We start from the raw sequence: 16903 nt of genomic DNA on the forward strand, positions 1-16903 counted from the left end.
ATCATTAATTGATAGGATAGGAGTTTTAAAACTAAACGTTAATCTTCTTCTCGCTAAATCAATGGAGACGCTTGGGTTTTTTATTAATTGAAATATTGCTGTTTATACCTTATGCCTAAGTTAACAGTATAAGTTTAGTGTTCGTCGTTTACTTCAATCCAATAACCATTTGGGTCTTGGATATAGATTTGTTTAACGCCATCAGGGCGTATGTTGACCTTGCCCTTTTCTCCAGGCCAATCCTCAAATGAGATATTGTGGGCCCTTAGCTTTTCGATAAAGCTATCCAAGTCGGCCATGCTAAAGCAAAGGTGGTTGATTTTATTGATAGTAGGAGCTGTCCAAGGAAGTTGTTCTATCAAGTGAAGTTGTCCGCCGCCTATGTCGTACCAAGTGTGCCGTCCATCTTTAAAAGGTTCTTCTATTTCTGTTAAGCCTAAGAAATTGCCGTAAAAATCAGAACTCGCCTTTAAGTCTTCTACATAGACAGCTATGTGGTTTAGTTTGGTTTGACTATAGGCACTCATGCAAATACTTGATAATAATAAAATGGAGAGAAAGGCTAACAGGTTTTTCATTGTTCTTGATAAGGTTGTAGTGGATTCAAGTAAGCAATTTAAATAAAAAATAAAAAAAGCGGGTGGTTGCCCGCTTTTTTGTGTTATTCAGACACTGCGTCTTGTTTGAAAGCTAGCTTTTCGGCTTCGTCAAATAGCTTTATACCTTGGAGATAAATTTCATTAATGTCATTGATGACCTTATAGAATGCATTGTCATCATAAATATTTCTTCCCATATGGGCTTTAAGTAGGATCTTTAAATAGGCTTTTGATTTTTCAAAAGCTTTCTTATCAAATTTCACCTTATTTTTTTCTCCAATAGCGATGACTTCTTGAAGCATTTTATCGGAAACCTCAAAGTCATTGTAATAGGTCTCAAAGGACATGTTTTCAAACTTCTTCTTATTATCTTCCAAGTAGTCCAAGATAAATTCCCTGTGGGTATCTGTTCCAAATAGCCTATTGACATAGGCACTGGTCATGGTTGTGTCCATTGGAACAAAATAATCCGGCATGATTCCTCCGCCACCATAAACAGTTCTTCCTTTGGTGGTTTGGTATTTCAGGGAATCATTGAAATGAATACTGTCGGCACTGAAGAACTCACCATGCTCAAATCGGTTGATCCAGTCCATGCTGTATTCATCTGGGTTGTCACCATAAGGCTTTTGAATAGATCTGCCAGATGGCGTGTAATACCTTGCAATGGTCAATCTCAATTCCGCACCATCGGAAAGGTCAATTGGCATTTGAACCAATCCCTTACCAAACGATCTTCGCCCTACAATCAAAGCCCTGTCATTATCCTGAAGTGCTCCGGAAACAATCTCTGATGCGGAAGCACTACCTTCATTGATCAAAACAACCACTGATCCATCTTCAAACACACCAGGCCTCATGGCATAAGCCTTTTGGTTGTAGCGATTGACTTTCCCTTTTTGGGAAACTATTAATGCATTGTCTGCTAGGATTTCATCTGCAATGTTGATGGCAGCTCCCATGTAACCACCTGGGTTACCTTGTAGGTCAAGTACCAGTTTGGTCATGCCTTCCGCTTTCAGGTCTTCCAATGACTGTTTGAATTCGTCATAGGTGGTAGCGGCGAAACGGGTGATCTTGATATATCCCGTGTCATCATTGATCATGTACGATGCATTGATGCTGTATTGTGGGATTTTATCTCGGGTAATGGCAAAGTCCAAAAGGTCCGCTTGATGTTTTCTTTTGATAGCCACATTCACCACACTTCCTTTAGGACCTCTCAAAAGGTCAAAGACATCTCTATTGGTCACGCCGGTTCCGGCCACGGTTTCACCATCTACTTTGATGATCTGGTCACCAGACTGTATCCCTAGTTTCTCAGAGGGACCTCCGGTCAAAGGCGCCACGACATAGATAGTGTCTCTTAGAATTCCGAATTCCACGCCAATTCCATCAAACTCTCCATCCAGTTGTGATTGGGCCAATTCTGCATCCTTGGCAGGAATATAGCTGGAGTGAGGGTCCAGTTCCTCTAGCATTTTTTCAATGCCGTGTTCTACCAATTCGGTGGTGTTGACAGTGTCCACATAATCTCTGTCAATATAAGTAATGATTTCCTGCAACTTGTACAAAGCCGCTTTCAGATCATTGTGGTCAGTTTTAGGTTCGGCAAAAGTAGCTCCTATCCAAATGCCAGCAGAAATAGCCAAGGCCAGAATGATAGGAAGTCTAATTTGTGCTTTGGTGTTTTTGGTCGGTTCTTTCTCGGAACCTAAAGTCTTTCTTTCTTCGCTCACGATGTCCTCATTTTATGATTACTAGATTAGAGTAAGATCAATATTAATCTTCAAATATACAATTTAACATGATTTTCCACTATTTCGTTTTTATAAACGTAATAAAATCAATTTCGGTGACTGATAAGCTCAAATTTTAACCGAAAAAATTTTACTTTTGCTTACATGCCAAATCTTCCAAACATACAGAAACGCTCAATTGGAGAACTTGTAAAGGAAAACTATGTTTTCGCGGGTGTGCTGCATTATTTTGGAATTAGCTTTTATCGTTATGAGCAGCAGTCTTTGGAGGAAGTTTGCAAGGCTTTTAAAATCAACCCTCGACAGCTGATCAATGAATTGGAAGCATGGGCTTGGAGAAAGGAGCCGAGCAAAGAGGAACTTTACTTACATCCCATTGAGGTATTGGTGGAGTATCTCAAAAATAAGCACCATTTCTTTTTGAGACATGAGCTGCCTTTTCTCTCCAATATGATTGAAGGAATTTCCACAAATGATCAATATACTAGCCTTTTGGGAGATATGAGGTTGATGTTTCCCCTTTTTGTGGATGACTTTATCCACCATATCCATGAAGAGGAGAATACGCTTTTTAATCGTATCAAAACGCTTCAGGAAATTGAAAGTAACCGGTTTAGGCTGGAGGAAGCTTTAAAGGTTTTGGGGCATTCACCCATTGCAGATTTGGCAGAAGAACATGAGGTGCACGATGACGAAATGGAAGGTATCCGAAAATTGACCAATGGTTACCAATTGGATCAAGCTGCTCCAACTGCGATCAAAGTGCTTTACCATGAATTACAGAATTTTGAAAAAGAGCTGATCATTCATGCCACCATTGAGAATGAACTTTTGTTTCCAAAAGCTGTTGAGTTGGAGAAAGAGGTGAAAAGGAAGATAATCAGCAAAATAAGATTGAATTAGATGGGAAGGATTTTAGCCATTGACTTGGGAACAAAAAGAACTGGCATTGCCGTTACGGACATACTGAAGATTACAGCCAATCCACTTGAAACCATCAGGACAATGGACTTGGACAAATTCCTAAAGGATTATTTTGCCAAGGAAGAGGTGGAAGCCATTGTGGTCGGCTTTCCTAAGTCCATGGACGGTAGTGACACCAATATGACCCAACCAACGATCAAGTTAAAAGAAAAATTGGCCGCGCAATATGCGGACAAGAAGGTGGTGTTGGTCGATGAGCGATTCACTTCCAAGCTGGCCATGCAGAGCATGATCACCATGGGCAGCAAAAAGAAAGACAGAAAAGAAAAGGCCGGAAATCTGGACAAGATCAGCGCGGCAATTATATTACAAACCTATTTAGAGCAAATATGATATATCCGATAGTAGCATACGGAAATCCGATATTGAAGAGAGAAGCAGAAGAAATCAACGAAGGAGAAGATATTAATGGCTTGATCTCGGATATGTATGACACCATGGATCATGCAAGTGGCGTGGGCCTTGCTGCCCCCCAAATCAACAAAGGCATTAGGCTTTTTGTGATTGACAGTACCTTGATGCTGGATGAAGACAGTGAGGAGAAAGGCATCAGAAGAGCTTTTATCAACCCAATTATATTGGATGAGTATGGCGATGACTATGGCTTCGAAGAAGGTTGTTTGAGCATACCTGATGTAAGGGCAGAAGTCATTCGCCCAGAGAAATTGACCATCGAATATTTTGATGAAAACTGGAACCTGAAAGAAGAAGAGTTTTCCGGGATGACTGCCAGGGTTATACAACATGAGTATGACCATCTGGAAGGGATACTTTTTGTGGATTATCTGAAAGGCTTAAAAAAGAGAATGGTCAAGAGTAAATTGATAGATGTCAGCAAAGGTAAAATACCTACTGACTATAGGATGGTTTATCCTGTTAAATAAAATTTGTAAAACGATATATTGAAAGTTGATTGGGGCTGTTCCTGATCAACTTTTTTGTTAAAGTCAAAATTGATGGAAAACCTGAAGATTGCCTTGGTGCAAACCGATTTGTTTTGGCAGGATCGAGAAGCGAATTTGGCCATGTTGGAAGAAAAGCTATGGCCATTACAGGGAAAAGTAGATTTGATCATTCTTCCTGAAATGTTTCCTACTGGCTTCTCCATGCAGGCAGAGCTGTTGGCTGAGCCCATGAACTTTACCACCAGCAAGTGGATGAAGCAAATGGCCAAACAAAGCAAAGCTGTGGTGACAGGAAGTGTAATCATCAAAGCGGACAAGAAGTTTTTTAACCGCTTGCTTTGGGTAAGTCCAGATGGTACCGTCCGACATTATGACAAAAGACACCTCTTTAGAATGGCCCAAGAAGATCATCATTATAATATGGGCTTGAAGAATGAAGTCTTTGAATTGAAGGGTTGGAAGGTTCTGCCCCAAGTATGTTATGATCTTCGTTTTCCAGTTTGGTCCAGAAATCAATCCAGCCAAAATGGTGAAATGCACTATGACCTTTCCTTTTATATTGCTTCTTGGCCTGCTGCCCGGGAAAGTGCTTGGGATGCTTTGTTGAAAGCCAGAGCCATTGAGAATTTGTGCTATACCATTGGGGTAAACCGAGTCGGAGAAGATGGGAATGGTATCGCTTATTCCGGGCATTCTGCAGCGTATGATTTCAAAGGAAGCACCATGGCTTTTGTAGCTGACAAGGAAGATATTTTGATCGTGGACCTTAACGCTGAGGAATTAAGGCAATACCGGGAAAAATTCCCGGCTTGGAAAGATGCCGATCGGTTTGAGGTAAAGTAATTGTTTGACTTTTTGAGAGTACAGAATAGTTAAGCAACTTACTGTACAATCAATTTTTTAGTCATCCTTTTTCCTGAATTACTGACAAAATCCACAAAATAGAGGCCCGGGCTTAGGTTGTGGAGGTCCATTTCTTGGATGGTGTTGGCAGATATACCGAACTCATTGACCAGTATTTGTCCCAAAGCATTGATTAATCGGGCTTGTCCGGCTTCATTAGCAATGACCTTCAAAGGACCATTACTTGGGTTGGGGTAAACATTGACCTGTAGTTCTCCTTCTACGGGAGGATTGGTTCCATTTGAAATATCTTCTAAATATTTCAGGCCACCGGCCCTGTTGCCCAAGACCAAGTGGACTTTGCTGCCAAAGGCCTCAGGAACTGTGGCTATCCAAGTGTTTCGGCCGAGTTTGGTACTTTGTACCCTTCCGTCAGGAAAAGCGAGTAAGTCCGTATTGGTATTCCCTGAGGATGTAGGAAAGTCAGAGATATACGAGAGAATTCCCCTTTGATCAATTGCATAAAGATCCAATTGGCCATTAGAGTTAGCTGTTTTGACTACCAAGTTGCGGCTGCTGGGATTATCAGTAAAGCCCAAGTAGTCATTGTTCAATAATTCAAATTGAGGCATATTGTCCTCAAAGGTGACTTGGTATCGCTGTAGTTCACCAGTTTGCCTGGCCAGTAGCAGATAGTCTTCTCCTTCATTTTGGTAAAATTCAAAATGGTCATTGCTTCGTAGGGTAATATTGGGAATGGAAACCGGTTGGAGGTTGTCCGCATCCAATATATTGGAAAAAAATAGAGATCGAACTAGCACAAAATCCACAATTTCCACACCTGAAACAAACAGGTAGTTATCGTTTTTAGAAGAAGTATATTCCAGGTACTGCAGTTCTGTCAAACCCAAGCTTGATAAGTTGAGATAATCAGCTTCTGCCCATTCTAGGTTTTCTCCGTTCCATACATAACGGAATGCCTCCCCAACAGCATTTCCTTCCTGAATGGTGTTGGCCGTTACGATAAGCGTTCCTGAGGAAGCATTTCCTTTAAAAAATGGTCGGGAATTTTCTCCTAAATCAATCATGCTTTCCTGAAGAAAAGCATCTGTCACTATAGAAGAATTGGACGCTGGATTCTTCAAATACAAGCTTTTTGAAAAATCGATTCCAACCGTTAAGGAAGTCTCTGAACTATTAGAGCTAATGAGTAATTGATTGTTCAGTATTTGAGGGACATGGAAGATAGGAAATTGAGGAAATGTCCCATAACCAGGGAGACTGGTAGTGAAATTATTGAAAACGGGAGCCGTATTACTGCCCTGATTTTCTAAATAGTAAAGTGTATTACATTCATCCTGGCCCATCACCATGTCCAGAATACCATCTCCACTAAAGTCCCGTAACAGAATGGCATGTCCACCTGAATGTTGGATAGCATTGTTTTCATTTTCGGGAAGCTTTCTGGAAATAGGATCACCATCACAGGTTTGTCCAAATGAGAAAGTGCCACAACCACAAAATTCAAAATTTCCCCACCGAATTACTGGACTAGCAAAGCCGTCAATATTGGCTGTGCCAGTCCGCTCTACGCTGGTGTTTTTGTAAAATTCCAAATAATCCCCGGCGGCAAAATTAAAAGTTACTACATCCAAATCCCCGTCACCGTCGATGTCTTGGATGGCAGGGACGTCAAGGTTGTTGGCTTGGAAATTTGTGCCGTTTTCCAGCTTTAGAAAGGTTTCTGCAACTTTCCAAGTGGGCGTGTTGTCTCCATTCGCACTCATGTTTTTATAGGCTTTGATTCCAAAAGCGGTGCTGGTAAAAAGGTCTTTTTTGCCATCTCCATCAAAATCTGCTAAAACCAAAAAACCACTGACGTCGGCAGGAAAAAAATGATGCATGTAAGGAAGCTCATGATATTGACCGCTATTCTGCTCAAAGACCTTAATGCTTCTCGAATTGATATCCCAAATGACCAATTCTTCCACTCCGTTTCCATTGAGGTCCATGGATTGTACCTGGGCGGAATTGATGCCCCCAGCAAAAGGCATGGGAGGTACTTGCCCATTTTGGCTTACGGTTTTTTCTTGGTACTGATAGGCTTTTTGGGCAAAGCTGGAAAAGTGAAGCAGAAGTAAAAGGAAAGGGAAAAGGTATTTCATATCCGTAAAGATCGAGAAACTTTGTTTTTCATCTAAAATTAAACGAACAATCTTGCTTAAAGATGTAGTGGATTCATTTATTTTGGGTAAAAGTTAAATTAATCATGTCCACCATCGAATCCTTATATTCAGTTTATCAAAATTCCACTGGGGTAAGCACAGATACGCGTAAAATTGGTCAGGGAAATATCTTCTTTGCCCTAAAAGGTCCAAACTTCAATGCCAATAGCTTTGCAGCACAAGCCTTGGAAACCGGCGCTGCCGCGGTCGTGATTGATGAAGACGCTTATTTGGTAGAAGGAGATGAGCGATACGTATTGGTGGAGGATGTTTTGACAGCCCTTCAGCAACTGGCCAATTATCACCGAAAGCAGTTGGAGATTCCATTTTTGGCCATCACTGGATCCAATGGGAAAACCACCACCAAGGAACTGGTCAATGCCGTGCTCAGCAAAAAGTACAAAACTTACGCGACGGTGGGTAATCTAAACAATCATATTGGAGTGCCCTTGACCTTGCTGGCCATGGACAAATCCACGGAATTCGGCATAGTGGAAATGGGAGCGAATAAGATTGGAGACATTGCGGATCTATGTACCATTGCAGAACCGACTCATGGTTTGATTACCAATATTGGCCGGGCCCACTTGGAAGGCTTTGGTGGATTTGAAGGCGTTTTAAGAGCCAAGACGGAACTATACCAGTTTTTGATCAGCCATCAAGGCAAAATCTTTGTCAATAGCCAAAATACGGTTTTGGCCAATATGATCAAGCGCATGGATGCTCCCGTCACTTATCCCGCTAAAGGAGATAGTTATCATTGTGAATTCGTGGAGGCAAATCCTTTTGTCAAGTTCAAAACAGCCAATGGAGAAGAACACCTGACCCACATGTTGGGAGGGTATAATTTTGAAAATATTGCTACGGCTTTAACCGTAGGGCAGTTTTTTGATGTTCCTGAAAGTGATGCTGTGGAGGCGGTGTGTGCCTATACACCTGGCAATATGCGTTCACAGTTGATCGAGAAAAGGAGTAATTTGATTGTTTTGGATGCTTATAATGCCAATCCCAGCAGTATGGAACAAGCCATTCGGACTTTTGGCAAGATGAGTGGAAAGTCTCATAAAATGGTGATTTTGGGAGATATGTATGAATTGGGGGCAAGCGCCGCAGAGGAACACCAAAAGCTAGGGGAATGGGTGAGCGAATACGATATTGAAAAGATTTGTTTTACAGGGGAATTGGTGCAGCATGCCCTGTCCAAAGCCCCTAGGGCGCTTTACTTTCCTGATCCATTTAGCCTCAGAAACTGGTTGGCTGATTCCCAACTGGAAGACCATCTTATCCTGATCAAGGGCAGTCGTGGGATGAAGCTAGAGGGCTTGGTGGATTTTATTTAAGGGAAAGTATTAATTCTTTAAATTCATTTCCACTATTGCATAATAAAGTTTTTAATTGGTTTTGGTTAAAATACCCCATGTGGGGTATTTTTTGCTTTTGTAATATTAGGTAGTTTAGCGGTTATTTCTTTTTTAACAAACCACAGTTTATGAAACCAATTCTAATTAATAAAAGTCTTAATAAAATTCAATTAATTCTTCTGTGTACTATTTTGTTTGTCTTCCAAGCTTCATGTACTGAAGAAGAGCTGGTAGATAATATTCCTCCCTCGGTGACAATTTTAGAGCCAGTCAAGTATGATGAAATTGATGAAAGTTTTGAAATTATTTATGATGTTGAGGAAGATAATATTGATTCTATTTCAATTTATTTAGGGGATGATCTTCTGGAAAGTACCTCTGAGTTGACTCAAAGAAAGACTTTAAACGCAGAGAAAACGCCAGATGGAGTATATTATCTGAAAGTCTATGCTTCTGATCTATCAGGAAATACAGGTGGTGATAGTACATTGGTAACCTTAGACAGGCCAGATACTGAAGCACCTGTAATTAATAAAATGATACCAGAAGAAGGGACCTTCACACAAACCTTTATGGTTGAGATTGAGGCTGTGGATAATGAAGGGATTAAAAGTGTTCAGGTTTATTTAAATAATGGATTAGTATCGGAGTCAAATAAGACTCCTTATATATATCAGATAGATATTTCATCTTTTAGGAATGGAGTTTATCCTTTAAGAGCCGTTGTGACGGACTATGAAGGCAATCAGACTTCTATTGTCCATGAGATTAGCATTGTGAATGAACCAAACATGGATAAACCTCTAAATCTAGAAGCTTCAAAGGGAGAATCTTGGAACACTATATCTCTTTCTTGGCAAGCTGTTCCCAAAGCAAATAACTATCAAATATTTAGGCTTAATACAGAGATTAATGAATATGAGTTGGTAGGTGTATCCAAAAAAAATGAGTTTAAAGATATTTTTGAGGCTTACAATGATCCATTGACGGAAATATACTATAAAGTGAGGGCGTATAACTCTGAAGTTGAGTTTAGTCCATTTTCAGAAATAGAGTATGGGTATTATACGAGATCTTACGAGGAAGTACTTTCTTTTGGTAAAGAGGGGAGTAATCCAGGAGAATTTAAGTTCTCGGAGCATGTAACCCTTGATGATTCCGGCAATTTTTTTATATCAGAAACCAATAAAGGGTTTATCCAAAAATTTTCTCCAGAAGGGATATTTCTAGAAAAGTTTTACTCGTGTGGAAGTCCAAGAGGAATGGTGATTATTGATCCTAATAAAATTTTAGTTACATGTTCTTCTGATTATAAGGTGAAAATAATGGATTGGGATAAGAATGTAATAAATCAGTGGGGTAGTAATGGTATAGGAAATGGACAATTCAAATATTTTCGACAAGTGGCCATTGAAGATGATCTTGTCTATATAGTAGACCATTCAAATCATCGTGTACAAAAGATGGATTTAAAGGGGGATTTCATTGAAAAATGGGGAAGTGAAGGAATGGGTGATGGTCAGTTTACCTATCCTTGGGGCATTACGATTCATAAAGATGCGGTGGTCGTTAGTAGCGATAATCGATTGCAGTTTTTTGATAAAAATGGTCAGTTTATAAAATCTTGGGAGTTCGAAAATGCACTCTATGACTTAGCTTCAGATGGTGAATTTTTATATGCAGCAGCAGGTGATGCTATATTGAAAATTGGTGATGACAGGCACTTTGTTGATAAAATAGGGGACTTTACAGTCGTTATTGGAGTAGCCCTAAAAGAAAACGGGGATGTTGTTGCAATGGATACCTATGGTAGGAAACTTAAAGTGTACCGCCCGAGGAATTAACAGAAGTGTTTTTTTTATTGATATGTAAATCATAGGTTTTGGGGTATGATATTTTATGATATCAGAAACAACGGACTTTGTCTTTTTGTGTGAAGTGTTAGAGTATAATTAGAAGCCTAAAGCAACAATCATTTAGGGTAATCATGAATAAAAGAAGAATTCAATTAATCTCCTCGCAGGTTTTGTTTGTTTTGGTTTTATCCACCATTCCATTGAAAGTCTCTGCTCAAGAAATCCTTTATGGTCTAACTCAAAATGGAGGGGCTTATGATAAAGGAGTTGTCTATCAGATTGGTGCCGATGGTAGCAATTATGTAGTTTATGGAGACTTTAATGGTGAAAATGGAGCTCATCCTGGAAATGGATCCGGATTAACACAAACTGATAACAATGATGATAGGGGAGCTTTTGTTGCGTTGACTAAAAATGGTGGTGGCAGTGGAGACTATGGAATGAGAGTAGGGATAATGTCTGGAATTGGAGCTTTTGTTCCACCTTTTAGATTTCAGTTTACAGAGACTGATGCAGGTATGCATCCTTGGGGGAAGTTTTTGTTGGGGCCAGATGGGTATTTATATGGACTTTCATCAAATGGAGGTCGTTTGGGAGAGGGGACACTTTTTAATTCTAGAACGCAAGTAAGTAACAATCCTTCAAATGCCATTCAATTTGATGGAGTTTCTCGAGGAAGAGCTCCAAAGGGAAGTCTTATTCAGGGGCCTATGGGATTGATGTTTGGAATGACAGAATTTGGGGGAACCTCTGATAGGGGGATTATTTTTTCGTATAACTTCACCAATAACAGTTTTACCAAACTTCATGATTTTGATGGAAGTGTTACAGGGGCCTATCCAAGGGGGAGTTTAGTCCTTGCTTCAGATGGGAAGCTTTATGGAATGACTAAAAGTGGAGGCTCTGAAAATATGGGGACAGTTTTTAGTATCAATATAGATGGTAGTGGTTTTACTAAACTGGCTGATTTAACCACAACTACTGGAGGGACACCTCAAGGGGCATTAATTGAGTTTTCTGAGGGAAAATTGTATGGACTGACTTCTTCTGGTGGGGCACATGGCTTTGGTACAATTTTTAATATTAGCCTTACTGGTGAATTAAACAAAGTGTTGGATTTTGATGGTTCCAATGGTAAATCTCCTTTAGGTGATTTGGTGGTTTCCACAAATGAAGAGGTGATGTATGGAGTAACCTATTCTGGAGGGGAATATGATAAAGGGGTGATTTTTAAACTGGTAAATGGGAGTTCTTTGATTAAAATCTATGATTTCGAGGGAAGTAAAGGCTCAAATCCAGTAGGTACATTATCGGTAAGAAGATCGAATCCGGGACTTACTTTTCCAGAAATAGAGCCTAAACTTACAACAAGTGAAGCATTTATGCCCAATATAAGTACAGAGTCGGGATTGCCTATTCAATTGGTATCTATGGATGAAAGCGTAGCAGTCATTGAGGGGGACAAAGTGAAAATAGTGGGAGCTGGGTATACTGATATCATAGCTTACATTGTAGGTAATCATCAACATATGTCCCAAGCTGTAACACGGCAAATAGAGGTAGAAAGAGCAACACAAACCATAGATTTTCCTCCAATTCCCGATTTAACTTATGGAGATCAGCCTTATAAATTGAAAGCAACTGCTAGTTCAGGATTGCCAGTAAAATTTTCGCTGAGTTTTGGAGATGAATATCAAATAACTAAGGCAGGAACATTTACCATACAGGCAGTTCAAGAAGGAAACGAGTTTTATGAACCAGTAGAGGCTTATCAGACTTTTGTAGTGCATCGAGCAGAACAATCTATTGATTTTGTAATCGATGATGAGATAGCTTGTTGTCAACCAATTAATTTGGAAGCAACCGCTTCATCAGGGCTTAAAGTATATTTCAAAACAGAAGATTGGGAGAAGCTTGCAATAGAAGGTACTCAAGCTGCGATCTATGGCTTAGGTACTGCAGAAATAATTGCTTACTGTGAGGGGGATGATAATTATAAACCAGCTGAGAAAAAGATTTCTGTAAATATTTTAAAAGGGAAACAGTCCATTGACTTTAATTTACCCAAAAAATCATTTCAATTTGGAGATCAGGATCTATTTGCACCTTCCAGTAGCAGTAGTGGGTTGCCGGTGACTTATTCAAGTGAGATAGCTGGAGTAGCTGTTTATGAAAGAGGAACTTTACGTTTGCTTGGTGTTGGGACCACTACAATCACAGCCACTCAGGAAGGCAATGACTTAATGGGCTCAGCCGATCCTGTAAGTCAAACTATTACGATAAACTCACCACTAATCCCTTCTTCTGAAAATTCAATAGAATGGGCTCCAATTTATGATAAGTTCTTAAATGACCCTCCATTTAATTTGTTAGCTAAAGCAAGCACAGGTCTGCCTGTTACCTATTCATCATCAAATCAGGATGTGGCCGAAGTATCAGGAAACCTTGTAAAGATAAAAGGAATCGGATCAACCGTAATTACAGCTAAGCAGGAAGGTAATGACACTATTAAAGCTGCAAACCCAGTACAGCAAACACTTCATGTATCAAAAAAATACCAATCTATTTCAAGGCTAGATCTTTACAGTGTAAACTATGGAGTAACTCCCATGCCATTGAATTCTAGAAGTAATGAAGGCTTGCCATTAAACTATACCTCGTCAAATCCGTCAGTTGCCTATGTGGATGAAAATTATTTTTTACATATTATCAATTCAGGTACGGTTAATATAACCTCTGCACAAGAGGGGGATGAATATTATCTTCCCGCTAGCCCTCAAAGTGATCGTTTTAATATTTATTCAATCAATCAAAAAATCAGTTTTGACTCTATTCCTGAGAAAATATTTGGAGATATACCTTTTGAGCTAACTGCAGAATCTTCATCTGGCTATGAAATTGAATTTGAAAGTGATAATGATGAGATAGCTACAGTAGAGGGGAATCTCGTAACTATTCATGGTGCAGGGGTAACTATGATTAAAGCCAAACAAGATGGATCTCCAGGGTATAATCCTTCAGAGATATCTATGCCTCTTGTAGTGAAAAAGATTGAACAAGAAATTATTTTTGACCCTCTCCCAGAAAAAAAGTTTAGTGATTACTCTTTTGAAATTTCTGCTACATCTAGTGCAGGGTTGCCTGTTTTATTTAAAAGTTCTAATACAGCTGTAGCACAAATAGAGGGGAATAGCATAATTATCGTAGGGGCAGGTAGTGCTGATATTATTGCTTACCAACCTGGGAATGATAATTATAATGAAGCGGAAATTGCTCAGGAATTAAAAGTAGCAGATTCAGGAAAAGAGTTTGGGATGTTTGGTATTACCTATTCAGGAGGAATGAACAATGATGGTACAGTGTTTGGAATGCAGTCAGATGGAACCAATTATAAAATACTCAAAGACTTTGCCTCATTTACTCCAGGGTTTCCGGAGGGAGGTTTGATAAAAGGACGCGATGGAAGGCTGTATGGTGCATTTTCTGCCAGTGGTAGTAAAGGAAGAGGTGCATTGATGAGGTTTGATGAGGATGGTTCTGGAATGAAAGAACTGTATGCGTTTGATATTGCTTCGGGGTGGGACTTAAATGGAGGCCTTATTCAAGGTAGCGATGGGTTTATATATGGTACTACCAGAAAAGGAGGGGCTTATAGTTTAGGAACAATTTATAAGATTAATATTGATGGTACTTCACATAAGGTTTTAAGGGACCTATCTGAAATAGATGGGACATTGCCAACTGGAGGCCTTCTGGAAGCGACGGATGGAAAGTTATATGGGATGACCAGTTCTCAAGGTTTTTATGGTAGCGGAACAATTTATAGGGTCAATAAGGATGGGACTGAATTTGAGGTGATTTTTAGGTTCTCAAGTAGAGCTCCCTATAAGACAGGTGATACCCCCAGAGGGGAATTAATAGAAGGAAGCGATGGCTATTTGTATGGGATTATGTATAGGAGAGGGGAATATGGAAAAGGGGTACTTTTTAAAATTCAGAAAGACGGAAGTGATCATACCAAATTAGTTGATTTCGATGGGGTTAATTATGGAGGGTACCCTGGAGGTACATTGTTGATAGGTCCTGATGGTAAAATTTATGGCACTACTCAAAATGGAGGAGATAATGATCTAGGAACACTTTATTCAGTCAATACCGATGGATCTAATTTCACGAGATTGTTCAGTTTTGATGGAGCGTCTACAGGAAGTGAACCACTATGTCAACTTACAGAGGCAAGTGATGGGGTTTTATATGGATTGACAAAAGCTGGAGGGGCTAACTCTAAAGGTACAGTATTTAGTATTAATAGAGATGGTAGTAACTTTAAAAAATTGATTGATTTGGAAGGAACACTTTCATCAGGATCTAATGGCCCATTATTGGAAGTGACACCGGGGAAATTCATAGGGGTTACTACATTTGGAGGAAATGGTAATTTAGGAACAGTATTTAGCGTGAATTCTGATGGTAAATATAAACTGATTAATGAGTTTCCTCGAGAAGCGGGTGTTGTGCCAATAAACTTTATTTCAGATAATATTGGTGATTTCTATTATGGTCTTACATTAGGTGGAGGCCCCTCAGGAAATGGTTGTATTTTTAGAATTAGTGAACAAGGGGATTTCTTACAGTTTGATTTACCAATCGAAGTGTTCCCCTCCAAAATTTTTTATGTTTCTACTGGGCATGTTTGGGTAAGTGGTACAAGGGATGGAGAAGATATTGTATTTAGAATAAAAGGTGATGGCACTGAATATGAAGTTTTGACGGAGATTGAAGGAAATATTCCTAGTAAAATAGAATGGATCACAGATACTTATGAAGGGGAAGTGATAGGGATAACAGTTAGGTCAGGTGGTCAAGGTGTCATTTTTAAAGTGAAAAATGATGGGACAGGATATACTAAAATTGGTGATATGCCAAACGGCGTTGAATTTGTAAAAAGCTCTTATGTATATGCTTCAGATGGGAATATTTATGCGATTTCAGGATATAGCCATGATTTTTATAAAATAAGCACAGATGGTAATGTAGAGCATTTGGCGGAACTCCCTAGTGAAATAGGACAGGTGCCGCTGAAGGTTGTCGAAATGAATGGAGGGAATATTGGTGCACTAATGAGTAGTTCAGGGGTGATCTCCGTAGGTAAAGATGGAGAGAATTATAAAATGATCTATGAAAAAGATGTGAACTTTGTACTGGAAGATATGATTCAATCCTATGATGGATGGATTTATGTGACAGAAAGAAACCAAGGGATAAATGGGTATGGGCAGATTTTAAGGCTTAAAAGTGATGGTTCATCTTTTAAATCTATTCATGATTATAACAATATAAATGGAGCAGCTCCACAAGCTATTCTGTTTAAGAAACTATCTCAGCAATTTGAATTTGACCCTCTCCCTAAAGTTAAGGTAAATGAATATGACTTGAAGCCTAAAGCAAGCACTACTTCAGGAGCAAAGGTGAATTTCACGAGTAGTGACACTACAGTAGCGGTAGTAAAATATGGGTTAATCAATCCTGTAGGTGGTGGAACAGTAACAGTAACAGCTAGCGTTCCATTCAATTCTAATTATTTTCCTGTTGCACCAATACAAAGAGAATTAGTAGTGGAAAAGATTGATCAAGAGATAACCTTTATTCATCCGGGGGATAAGATGTTTGGTGATGATCCTTTCCTAATCGAAGCGACAAGTTCTTCAGGGCTTCCCGTTTCTTATCAAACTACTTCTTCATCTATTTATATGCATAAAGATTCGGTATATATTTCTGAGGCTGGAGCGGCAAAGATAGAAGCATATCAAGAAGGAAATCAGATTTATAATCCCGCTTCAGTTGTTTCAGTGAATTTTTGTGTCATTCCTGCCAAGCCTACCATTTCTTTATTGTCCAGTGGAAATCAGATTGTCTTAGAATCTAGTAATGAGGTAGGCAATCAGTGGTACTTAAATGGAATGCAAATTCCAGATGCTGAAGGAGAAACTATTGTAGCAAATGAAATAGGAACCTATACAGTGATGTCGACAATTGAGGGCTGTTCAAGTTTTATGTCCGAGCCTTATAATACACTTGTAACAGGTATTGAAGAGGCTGCTGAATTTAATATCCGAGTATTTCCTAATCCAACGGAAAATGAAGTTAATGTGGAAGTCAATAATTTAGATGGTATTGGTACCATTGAATTGATAGATCCATTAGGAAGAACAATCGCATTAAAGGAGTATACAGGTTCAGGTAAACACGTGTTCGAAATTGGGAGTCATATTAAAGGAATGTACGTGGTAAAGGTAGTTTCAGGAAGAAGCGTTTTGATTAGAAAGCTAGTCAAAAAGTAATTGTTAATTTTAAATGTTAGTCTGAAGAA

General features: G+C 39.3%; 10 protein-coding genes. 7 read left to right on the forward strand and 3 right to left on the reverse strand.

The window, feature by feature from the left end:
• Window positions 1-134 precede the first annotated feature (134 nt).
• Together JL001_RS09305 and JL001_RS09310 are read right to left on the reverse strand one after the other, a co-directional pair.
• On the reverse strand, window positions 135-578 hold the full coding sequence (locus JL001_RS09305; RefSeq protein WP_200975824.1) for a VOC family protein: 444 nt from the start codon (window positions 576-578) through the stop codon (window positions 135-137).
• A gap of 83 nt (window positions 579-661) precedes the next feature.
• Window positions 662-2338, reverse strand: a complete 1677-nt coding sequence (locus JL001_RS09310) for a S41 family peptidase (protein WP_200975825.1) — start codon at window positions 2336-2338, stop codon at window positions 662-664.
• Between the two features lie 165 nt (window positions 2339-2503).
• Here JL001_RS09310 and JL001_RS09315 point away from each other — a divergent pair, with 165 nt between their 5' ends.
• The 4 genes from JL001_RS09315 to JL001_RS09330 all read left to right on the forward strand — a co-directional run bounded on the left by JL001_RS09315 (window position 2504) and on the right by JL001_RS09330 (window position 5091).
• A complete protein-coding gene (locus JL001_RS09315) occupies window positions 2504-3262 on the forward strand; it encodes a hemerythrin domain-containing protein (RefSeq protein ID WP_200975826.1) in 759 nt (252 codons plus the stop codon).
• A complete protein-coding gene (gene ruvX, locus JL001_RS09320) occupies window positions 3263-3676 on the forward strand; it encodes a Holliday junction resolvase RuvX (RefSeq protein ID WP_200975827.1) in 414 nt (137 codons plus the stop codon). It begins immediately after the preceding gene.
• Window positions 3673-4227, forward strand: a complete 555-nt coding sequence (gene def, locus JL001_RS09325) for a peptide deformylase (RefSeq protein WP_200975828.1) — start codon at window positions 3673-3675, stop codon at window positions 4225-4227. The genes ruvX and def overlap by 4 nt, the downstream gene beginning before the upstream one ends.
• A gap of 72 nt (window positions 4228-4299) precedes the next feature.
• On the forward strand, window positions 4300-5091 hold the full coding sequence (locus JL001_RS09330; protein WP_200975829.1) for an amidohydrolase: 792 nt from the start codon (window positions 4300-4302) through the stop codon (window positions 5089-5091).
• 38 nt (window positions 5092-5129) lie between these two features.
• Here the strand turns inward: JL001_RS09330 and JL001_RS09335 are convergent, their stop codons facing one another.
• Window positions 5130-7256: an FG-GAP-like repeat-containing protein gene (locus JL001_RS09335; RefSeq protein WP_200975830.1), complete on the reverse strand. Its 2127-nt coding sequence runs from the start codon at window positions 7254-7256 to the stop codon at window positions 5130-5132.
• A gap of 104 nt (window positions 7257-7360) precedes the next feature.
• On the opposite strand from JL001_RS09335, the gene murF reads away from it, so the two are divergent.
• The 3 genes from murF to JL001_RS09350 all read left to right on the forward strand — a co-directional run bounded on the left by murF (window position 7361) and on the right by JL001_RS09350 (window position 16874).
• Window positions 7361-8656 (forward strand): UDP-N-acetylmuramoyl-tripeptide--D-alanyl-D-alanine ligase, encoded by a 1296-nt coding sequence (murF, locus tag JL001_RS09340; RefSeq protein WP_200975831.1) that lies wholly within the window; start codon window positions 7361-7363, stop codon window positions 8654-8656.
• A 149-nt stretch (window positions 8657-8805) separates the two neighbouring features.
• Entirely contained in the window at window positions 8806-10521 is a 1716-nt protein-coding gene (locus tag JL001_RS09345) for an Ig-like domain-containing protein (RefSeq protein ID WP_200975832.1), read from the forward strand.
• A 143-nt stretch (window positions 10522-10664) separates the two neighbouring features.
• Window positions 10665-16874, forward strand: a complete 6210-nt coding sequence (locus JL001_RS09350; protein WP_200975833.1) for a choice-of-anchor tandem repeat GloVer-containing protein — start codon at window positions 10665-10667, stop codon at window positions 16872-16874.
• The last annotated feature ends 29 nt before the right edge of the window (window positions 16875-16903 follow it).

This window comes from Echinicola sp. 20G (genome assembly GCF_015533855.1).
In the GTDB taxonomy this organism is placed as follows: domain Bacteria; phylum Bacteroidota; class Bacteroidia; order Cytophagales; family Cyclobacteriaceae; genus Echinicola.